The sequence below is a fragment of the Pseudomonas sp. Pseusp11 genome, assembly GCF_047304405.1.
GTDB lineage: Bacteria > Pseudomonadota > Gammaproteobacteria > Pseudomonadales > Pseudomonadaceae > Aquipseudomonas.
Genome location: NZ_JBGLZF010000044.1, coordinates 35,223 through 44,907 on the forward strand (window position 1 = coordinate 35,223; position 9,685 = coordinate 44,907).

Consider the following 9,685-nt stretch of genomic DNA (forward strand, 5'->3'; position numbering starts at 1 on the left):
AATCCGGGGACGACCCCATCCATCGATGGAGGTCTTCCATGTCCTGGATCATTCTGTTTTTCGCCGGCCTGTTCGAAGTCGGCTGGGCCGTTGGCCTGAAATACACCGACGGCTTCAGCCGCCCTCTCCCTACCGCATTGACCGTTGCCGCCATGGCGATCAGCCTTGGCCTGCTGGGCCTTGCCATGAAGGAATTGCCGCTGGGCACGGCCTATGCGATCTGGACCGGCGTGGGTGCGGTGGGCACGGTGATCGCCGGAATCATTCTGTTTGGTGAATCCATGGCACTGTTTCGGCTGGCCAGTGTGGCGTTGATCATTACCGGGTTGGTTGGGCTCAAGGTCAGCGCTTAGGCTTATGGCGCCAAACCCGGCTTTCCCCCGCATGCGCCCCCCCACATAACAAAAATAAAAACGCCCCACCCAAAAACCCCCCCACCCCCTGCAACATAGCAGGCTCAGCCACTTCAACGGCCACCGCCGGCCCAGCCACCAAGGTCACCCGCGACCACAACCGACGGAACAAGCCCTTGTTCGGATCGCGGCTGAAGAAACTCCCCCACAACCCCTGCAACGCCAGCGGAATCACCGGCACCGGCGTTTCTTCGAGAATTCGCGTCAGCCCGCCCTTGAACTCGTTGATCTCACCATCGGCGGTCAACTTGCCTTCAGGGAAAATACACACCAGCTCGCCATCCTTCAGGTACTGGGCGATTCGGGTGAAGGCTTTTTCGTAGATTTGAATGTCTTCCTGGCGACCCGCTATCGGAATCGTCCCGGCCGTGCGGAAGATGAAGTTCAGCACCGGCAGGTTGTAGATTTTGTAATACATCACAAAGCGAATCGGCCGACGCACCGCACCGCCAATCAGCAACGCATCGACGAACGACACATGGTTGCAAACCAGCAGCGCAGCACCCTCATCGGGAATCAGCTCAAGGTTGCGATGCTCGACGCGGTACATGGAATGGCCGAGCAGCCAGATCATGAAACGCATGCTGAACTCGGGGACAATTTTGAAGATGTACGCGTTAACGCCGATGTTCAGCAGCGACACCACCAGGAACAGCTGCGGGATCGACAGCTTGGCGATGCTCAGCAAGACGATCGACACAATCGCCGACACCACCATGAACAGGGCGTTGAGAATGTTGTTGGCGGCGATCACTCGGGCCCGTTCGTTCTCGACAGTGCGGGACTGGATCAGCGCATACAGCGGCACGATGTAGAAACCGCCGAAAACTCCAAGCCCGAGGATGTCGATCAACACCAGCCAGGTGTGACCGAACCCAAGGATTTCGATCCAGCCATGGCCGGCAACACTGTCTGGAATTCCACCGGAATGCCACCACAGCAGCAGGCCAAATACCGTCAGGCCGAATGAGCCGAACGGCACCAGACCGATCTCGACTTTGCGCCCGGAGAGTTTCTCGCAGAGCATCGAACCCAGTGCGATACCGACCGAGAACACGGTAAGAATCAGCGTCACCACGGTCTCGTCGCCGTGCATCCACTCCTTGGCATACGCCGGGATTTGCGTCAGATAAATCGCCCCGACAAACCAGAACCATGAGTTGCCGACGATCGAACGCGAGACCGCAGGGGTTTGCCCCAGGCCCAGCTTCAACGTGGCCCAGGACTGGCTGAAGATATTCCAGTTCAGGCGCATTTGCGGCGATGCCGCCGCGGCCCGGGGAATGTTGCGGCTGGCCAGGTAACCGAGCACCGCGATGCCGATGATTGCCGTGGACACCACCGGCGCGTAGTTGCTGGCGGACATCATGATGCCGGCGCCAATCGTCCCGGCGAGAATTGCCAGGAAGGTGCCCATTTCCACCAACCCGTTGCCACCCACCAGCTCTTCTTCGCGCAAGGCCTGCGGCAGGATCGAGTATTTCACCGGCCCGAACAGCGCCGAGTGGGTGCCCATGGCAAACAGCGCCAACAGCATCAGCGACAGGTGATCGAACATGAAACCGACCGCGCCCACCGTCATGATGACGATTTCCCCGATCTTGATCAGACGAATCAGCGCGTCCTTGGCGAACTTCTCCCCGAACTGCCCGGCCAGGGCCGAGAACAGGAAGAACGGCAGGATAAACAGCAACGCACACAGGTTGACCCAGATCGAGCGGTCACCCTCAATCGTCAGTTTGTACAAAATGGCTAGGATCAGCGACTGCTTGAAGATGTTGTCATTGAAAGCCCCAAGGGACTGCGTGACAAAAAAAGGCAGGAAGCGCCGAGTGCGAAGCAAGTTGAACTGCGAGGGGTGACTCATCTTCCATGTGTCCCTGATATTGGGTAGCTGATTTTGGGTAGAGAGCGGCGTGAATACTGTTATTGGAATGTCGAACGTCGATCCAGGCCACACACATTACCTAATCTTTGCCGGTTATTTCTTTAATCCTGCGATGCAAGGCGAGACAAACAACTCGCCCCGCCACGCGCCCTGCACCGTGCGTTTGGCGACAATCAGCCACATCACTGCCAGCATGGCCACCAACACGCAACCAAAGACACTGAAGAACGTCAGGTTCAAAGTGCTGGCCAGTTTCAGCGTAGTCAGGGAATAGACACCCAGCGGGAAAGTGAACCCCCACCAGCCGAGGTTGAACGGGATGCCAGCGCGCAAGTAACGCACAGTGATCAGCAGTGCTATCAGCATCCACCAAAGCCCGAAGCCCCACAGCGTGATACCGGCGACTAACCCAAGCCCCTCAGCTATTTCACCGATCCCCGGCAGACTGTTGGCGGCAAAGATCGCCGGTGCGTCGGCGCCCATCAACAACATGCCCAGCGCACCCGTGCCAATCGGCCCAAGCGCCAGCCAGCTCGAGGCGGCCATGTTTTCGTGGGGCAATTTATGCAACGCCATGCGCAGCAACAGGATGGTCAGAATGCTGAACGCCACTGGCAGGGAAAAAGCCCAAAGCACGTAGCTGGTCACCAGCACCACTAACTGCGAATGAGCATCGGCGAGGTGCGGCGCCAGCAAGCCACCACTGGCAGCCGCCACTTCCGCCGCCACCACCGGCAACAGCCAGACAGCGGTCATCTGGTCGATGCTGTGTTCCTGCCGGGTGAACATCATGTAGGGAATCAGCACGCCGCAGGCCAGCGACATCGCCACGTCCAGCCACCACAGCACTTCGGCGAGATGAATCACACCGTCGCCCCAACGCGGCAGGCCGAACAGCAGAAAGCCATTGATGATGGTCGCCAGGCCCATGGGAATGGTGCCGAAAAACATCGAAACCGTGGAATGGCCGAAAATCCGCCGCGCCTCGTCGAAGAACATGACCCAACGCGCGGCATACATGGCCGTGAACAACACAAACAGAACAATATTGAACAGCCACAAACCTTCGGCCAACTCACGCAGGCCGGGTATTGCGAGGGGCAGTTGCGCGAGCGCGAGTGCCAATACCCCGGTGCCCATGGTCGCGGCGAACCAGTTCGGGGTGAATTGGCGGATGGCTTCTCTAGGGTGCTGCAGATGACTGAGCGGTTTGATACCGGGTTTAACGCTACGGGTGCAGGTCATGGTGAACTCCTGTCCTCTAATGAGGTAGGAACTCATGATAGATCCGAATAGAATATCGATATAACGGGTAATTTCTCTAACTGTTATCTGTTTTGCAGATATAGCATCAAACGCTGCCTTCAGTCTCGATCACCAATATCCTCGCCACACCCTGCGGATAGGCCACATGTTCGGTGCCCACCGAGGCATAAAAAATATCGCCGACCTCCAGCAGGGTTTCCTTTTCGAGGCCTGCTTCGCGATAACGCATCTGCACCTGACCGTCGAGCACCACGAACACTTCCTGGCCATCGTTGACGTGCCATTTATACGGCTGATCGGTCCAGTGCAAACGGGTGGTGATGCCGTTCATGTTGGCGATATCCAGCGCTGCCCAGGCGCGGTCACCGGTGAAGGATTTGCTGCGGATGATCTTCATGGGTCGGTCCGTCGAAATGAATGGCGGTGCCAAGGCTAACGGTCATCGGACATCGACGCCACAAGCTTTAACGGACCGCTCGCGAAGCAAGCCGATTAGCGCAGCGAGCGACAGGATGATCAGTGCCGCGCCGTAACCGTCAGTGGTCGCCACCAGCCCAAAGGTGCGGGTCAGATTACCGGCCAGCAACGACGGCAAGCAGAACGCCAGATAACTGAGCACATAAAACGCCGACATCAATCCGGCCCGTTCATGGGGCAAGGCCAGCGGCACGAGGCTGCGCAAGGCACCCAGGAAACCCGCACCAAAACCGCCGCCCGCCACCAGCGTGCCGAAGAAAAACAATGGCAGGCTGGCGCTGTGGACCGCCAACAGAATCAGCGCAACGCCTGCGGGCAGCAAGCTCGCGCCCAGCAGCAAGACCTTGTCGGCCGGCCGATTACGCAAGGTGTAGATCATCGAGGCGCCGGTCACCGTCAACACGGCCACCGTCGCACCGCCAATCAGGTTCGACGTGGACCCGGTGGCTGTCCGCACCAGGGACGGCGCCAGGGAGGCGAAAAAGCCACCGAGCGCCCACACCGCGAGGTCTATCGGCAGCACCCGCCACAACATTCGCCGCGCCTGAATCGGCACATGCAGGGTCGGGCGCAGCGAGGCCCAGGCACCCGGCTGTCGACTGACGCTTTCCGGCAGGCGCCAGACGTACAGCGCTTGCATCACAAACAGCGCGAACAACACCCAATAGGTCAATTGCAGCGGCAGGGGCGCAAACTCGGCCAATAATCCGCAACCCATGGCCCCCAGCGCCATGCCCAGCAACGGCGCAACACTGTTGACCATCGGTCCTTGCTGGCGATCAGTGTCCAGCAGCGCCGCACTCAAGACGGCGGTGGCCATTCCCGTCGCAAACCCCTGAAGTACTCGCGCTCCGATCAACCAGGCGACGCTGTCGGCGTTGATGAACAGCAACATCGCCAGCATATTCAGCAACACGGCGGTAAAAATCACCGGTTTGCGCCCCAGATAATCCGACAGCGAACCGACCGTGAGCAGCGCCGCCAGCAAGCTGAGGGCGTAGACACCGAAAATCAGGGTCAGGGTCGCAGCCGAGAATTGCAGGTGTTCCTGATAGAGGTGATACAACGGGGTCGGCGCGGTGGAAGCGGCGAGAAAACTGAGTAAGGTGATCGCCAGAAACCACAGGCTGGAACGATTTGTCGCTGGAAGAGACATGAGCACACTCCGCAAAAGCTAATTTTTTGCTTTTGCGGAGTGTGCTACTGGCCTTCTCTTAAAGCAAATTCTTTGTGTTAAGGTCCATTGCATGGCTATTAAAGAAGGTTTACGCCCCGGTGGCAGAAGTGCCAGGGTTCAAGAGTCGATTCATTCGGCCGTCCGCGCGCTCCTTGAAGAGCAGGACCGCGCCTGCGTGACGGTGCCGCAAATTGCTGCCCGGGCCGGGGTGACGCCGTCGACCATTTACCGGCGCTGGGGTGATCTGTCGGCACTGCTGGCCGATGTCGCCCTCGCCCGCATGCGCCCTGACAGTGAGCCGGCCAATACCGGCAGCCTGCGTGGGGACGTGCGGGCCTGGGCGGAGCAGTATCTGGACGAAATGAGTTCCGAACCCGGGCGCAACATGATGCGCGACGTGCAATCCAGCGCCACGCCGGGCTATTGCGTGACGATCATTGGCGGGCAGTTGCAGACGATTCTGGATCGCTATCCCGATCAACCACGGCCAAGTGTCGACCGGCTGATCAATATGGTGGTGGCACCGACGGTGTTTCGCATCCTGTTTGCGGCGCAGGCGCTGGAGGTTGAAGAGTTGCATCGGCTGATCGATATTGCGTTGAGTCAGTGAGGCTTGCCCGCGAAGAGGCCCGAAAAGACTCCAGCAATCCAACTGACTGCCAACCTGCGACACCCCGCCACGCCACGACCTTGGTCGACACTGACTAACTCAGGCGGTCATGCGAGACTGTCTGGATCGGGCGCAGTCCCGGATGTCTTTTGTCTGGAGTTACCATGTCGCTGTCCACCGGGCTGATCGCCACTGTCGCCCTGGCCTATATGGCCATCCTGTTCGCCATCGCCTTTTACGGCGACCGTCGCAGCACGCCGTTGCCGCCACGGGTGCGTGCCTGGGTGTACAGCCTGTCGCTGGCGGTTTATTGCACCAGCTGGACGTTCTTTGGCGCCGTGGGCCAGGCGGCCGAACAACTCTGGTCCTTCCTGCCGATCTACCTCGGGCCGATCTTGCTGCTGGTGTGCGCGCCGTGGGTCCTGCAAAAAATGGTGATGATCAGCAAGCAGGAGAACATCACCTCCATCGCCGACTTCATCGCCGCCCGTTACGGTAAATCCCAGTCCCTGGCGGTAGTCGTCGCGCTGATTTGCCTGGTCGGCGTGCTGCCCTACATCGCCTTGCAGCTCAAGGGCATCGTGCTGGGCGTGAACCTGTTGATCGGCGCCGGCGCCGACGCCATGGGCACGCGCGCGCAGGACACCGCACTGATCGTATCTTTGGTGCTGGCGCTGTTCACCATCGTTTTCGGTACCCGCAACCTCGACGCCACGGAACACCACCGCGGCATGGTGCTGGCGATTGCCTTTGAATCGCTGGTCAAGCTGTTTGCTTTTCTCGCGGTCGGCGCGTTCGTGACCTACGGCCTGTACGACGGTTTCGACGACCTGTTCGACCAGGCCATGCTCGCCCCGCGCCTGGAAGAGTACTGGAAGGAAACCATCAACTGGCCGTCCATGGTGGTGCAGACCGGTGTGGCGATGATGGCGATCATCTGTCTGCCCCGGCAATTTCATGTGACCGTGGTGGAAAACATCGATCCCCAGGATCTGCGCCTGGCCAAGTGGGTGTTCCCGGCCTATCTGGCGCTGGCGGCGCTGTTTGTGGTGCCGATCGCTCTGGCCGGTCAGATGATGCTGCCCAGCTCAGTGCTGCCGGACTCATTCGTCATCAGCCTGCCGCTGGCCCAATCTCACCCTGCCCTGGCGATGCTGGCGTTTATCGGCGGCGCTTCAGCGGCGACCGGCATGGTGATCGTGGCCAGTGTGGCGCTGTCGACCATGCTCTCCAACGACATGCTGCTGCCATGGTTGCTGCGGCGCAACAACGCCGAACGGCCATTCGAAGTGTTCCGCCAGTGGATGCTTTCGGTGCGCCGGGTGAGCATTGTGGTCATTCTGCTGCTGGCCTACGTCAGCTATCGCCTGCTGGGCTCGACCGCGAGCCTGGCGACCATCGGCCAGATCGCCTTCGCCGCCGTGACCCAACTGGCCCCGGCCATGCTCGGCGCGCTGTACTGGAAACAGGCTAACCGCCGTGGCGTGTTCGCCGGGCTGGCCACCGGGACATTCCTCTGGTTCTACACCCTGGTGTTGCCGGTTGCCGCCAACAGCCTCGGCTTGCCCTTGAGCAGTTTTCCGGGCCTGGCCTGGCTGCAAAGCAACCCGCTGAACCTGCCGATCACGCCGCTGACTCAAGGCGTGGTGTTGTCCCTGGCGGGTAACTTCACCTTGTTCGCCTGGGTCTCGGTGCTGTCACGCACGCGGGTTTCGGAGCACTGGCAGGCCGGTCGTTTCATCGGCCAGGAAATCAGCCCCCGCCCCAGCGCCCGCTCGATGCTGGCGGTACAGATCGACGATTTGCTGCAACTGGCTGCCCGGTTTGTCGGCGAAGAACGGGCCCGTCAGAGCTTCATCCGTTTCGCCTACCGCCAGGGCAAAGGTTTCAACCCGAACCAGAACGCCGACGGTGAATGGATCGCCCATACCGAACGCTTGCTGGCCGGTGTACTCGGCGCCTCTTCGACTCGGGCGGTGGTAAAAGCCGCCATCGAAGGTCGGGAAATGCAACTGGAGGACGTCGTACGGATCGCCGACGAAACCTCGGAAGTGCTGCAATTCAACCGTGCCCTGCTGCAAGGCGCCATCGAGAACATCACCCAGGGCATCAGCGTAATCGACCAGTCGCTGAAACTGGTGGCCTGGAACCGGCGCTACCTGGAGCTGTTCAACTACCCCGACGGTTTGATCAGCGTCGGCCGGCCGATTGCCGACATCATTCGCTACAACGCCGAACGCGGCCTGTGTGGCCCCGGCGAAGCGGAAGTGCATGTCGCCCGCCGCTTGCACTGGATGCGTCAGGGCCGTGCCCATACCTCCGAGCGACTGTTCCCCAATGGCCGAGTGATCGAGCTGATCGGCAACCCGATGCCCGGCGGCGGTTTCGTCATGAGCTTCACCGACATCACCGCGTTCCGCGAAGCCGAACAGGCGCTGACCGAAGCCAATGAAGGCCTTGAGCGGCGGGTCGCCGAACGGACCCACGAACTGTCGCAACTCAACCTTGCCCTGACCGAAGCCAAGGGCACCGCCGAATCGGCCAACCAGTCGAAAACCCGTTTCCTGGCCGCCGTCAGCCATGACTTGATGCAACCGCTGAACGCCGCGCGGCTGTTCTCTGCCGCCCTCTCCCATCAGGAAGAGGGTTTGTCCAGCGAAGCGCAGAAGCTGGTTCATCACCTGGACAGCTCACTGCGTTCGGCCGAAGACCTGATCAGTGATCTGCTGGATATTTCCCGCCTGGAAAGCGGCAAGATCAACCCTGATCGCAAGCCCTTCGTGCTCAATGAGTTGTTTGACACGCTGGGGGCCGAGTTCAAGGCACTGGCTCAGGAACAGGGGCTGAAATTCCGCGTCCGGGGCAGCACGCTACGGGTCGACAGCGACATCAAACTGCTGCGACGGATCTTGCAGAACTTCCTGACCAATGCCTTCCGCTACGCCAGAGGCCCCGTGCTGCTCGGCGTTCGGCGGCGCAACGGCGAGCTGTGCCTGGAGGTCTGGGACCGTGGACCGGGTATTCCGAAAGACAAACAACAGGTGATTTTCGAAGAGTTCAAACGCCTCGACAGCCACCAGACCCGGGCCGAGAAAGGCCTGGGCCTGGGACTGGCGATTGCCGATGGACTGTGCCGCGTGCTCGGTCACACTTTGCGCGTACGCTCCTGGCCGGGGCGCGGCAGTGTATTCAGTGTCAGCGTGCCATTGGCTCGGGCACAAGCCGCGGTGCCGGCCAAGGTTGCCGAACTCAATGGCCATTTGCTCGGCGGCGCGCAGGTGCTGTGCATCGATAACGAGGACAGCATTCTGATCGGCATGAACAGCCTGCTCACGCGCTGGGGTTGCCAGGTCTGGACCGCGCGCAACCGTGATGAATGCGCGACGCTGCTCAACGACGGGATGCGGCCGCAGTTGGCGCTGGTGGATTACCACCTGGACGATGGCGAGACCGGAACCGACTTGATGGCGTGGTTGCGCACGCAATTGGGCGAGCCGGTGCCGGGGGTGGTGATCAGCGCCGATGGACGGCCGGAGACCGTGGCCCAGGTGCATGCAGCGGGCCTGGATTACCTGGCCAAACCGGTGAAGCCGGCGGCGTTGCGGGCGTTGTTGAGTCGGCATTTGCCGTTGTAATAAATGCGTCTGGCTAGCCCAGAACCTGTGGCGAGGGAGCTTGCTCCCGCTAGACTGCGCAGCAGTCGCAAAACACGCAACGCGGATTGCTTTACGGGAAACGGGGGCTGCTGCGCAGCCCAACGGGAGCAAGCACCCTCGCCACAAAGGGTGGATTCCTGCGGTCTTTCAGGGAATACCTATCCTGATCGATATCCAGCTTGCTGAACGTCACATCCC

General features: G+C 60.5%; 6 protein-coding genes and 1 pseudogene. 3 read left to right on the forward strand and 4 right to left on the reverse strand.

Features of this window, described 5'->3' with window-relative positions; translation table 11 throughout:
* The first annotated feature begins 38 nt into the window (after window positions 1–38).
* Window positions 39–353: a quaternary ammonium compound efflux SMR transporter SugE gene (gene sugE / locus ACCC96_RS25595; RefSeq protein WP_018925158.1), complete on the forward strand. Its 315-nt coding sequence runs from the start codon at window positions 39–41 to the stop codon at window positions 351–353.
* Window positions 354–441: 88 nt separating this feature from the next.
* Here the strand turns inward: sugE and ACCC96_RS25600 are convergent.
* From ACCC96_RS25600 to ACCC96_RS25615, 4 genes and pseudogenes are all read right to left on the reverse strand, one after another.
* Window positions 442–2,280 (reverse strand): annotated as a pseudogene (locus ACCC96_RS25600) (MFS transporter); the annotation flags it as partial.
* Between the two features lie 114 nt (window positions 2,281–2,394).
* Window positions 2,395–3,546, reverse strand: a complete 1,152-nt coding sequence (locus ACCC96_RS25605) for a TDT family transporter (protein WP_413697261.1) — start codon at window positions 3,544–3,546, stop codon at window positions 2,395–2,397.
* Between the two features lie 106 nt (window positions 3,547–3,652).
* Window positions 3,653–3,964 (reverse strand): cupin, encoded by a 312-nt coding sequence (locus ACCC96_RS25610; protein ID WP_413697262.1) that lies wholly within the window; start codon window positions 3,962–3,964, stop codon window positions 3,653–3,655.
* 42 nt (window positions 3,965–4,006) lie between these two features.
* Window positions 4,007–5,200 (reverse strand): MFS transporter, encoded by a 1,194-nt coding sequence (locus ACCC96_RS25615; protein ID WP_413697263.1) that lies wholly within the window; start codon window positions 5,198–5,200, stop codon window positions 4,007–4,009.
* Window positions 5,201–5,291: 91 nt separating this feature from the next.
* Here ACCC96_RS25615 and ACCC96_RS25620 point away from each other — a divergent pair, with 91 nt between their 5' ends.
* Window positions 5,292–5,831 (forward strand): TetR/AcrR family transcriptional regulator, encoded by a 540-nt coding sequence (locus tag ACCC96_RS25620; RefSeq protein ID WP_019648184.1) that lies wholly within the window; start codon window positions 5,292–5,294, stop codon window positions 5,829–5,831.
* A gap of 164 nt (window positions 5,832–5,995) precedes the next feature.
* The gene (locus tag ACCC96_RS25625) at window positions 5,996–9,466 is read left to right on the forward strand and encodes a NahK/ErcS family hybrid sensor histidine kinase/response regulator (RefSeq protein ID WP_413697264.1); all 3,471 of its coding nucleotides are present in this window, start codon (window positions 5,996–5,998) and stop codon (window positions 9,464–9,466) included.
* Window positions 9,467–9,685 lie beyond the last annotated feature (219 nt).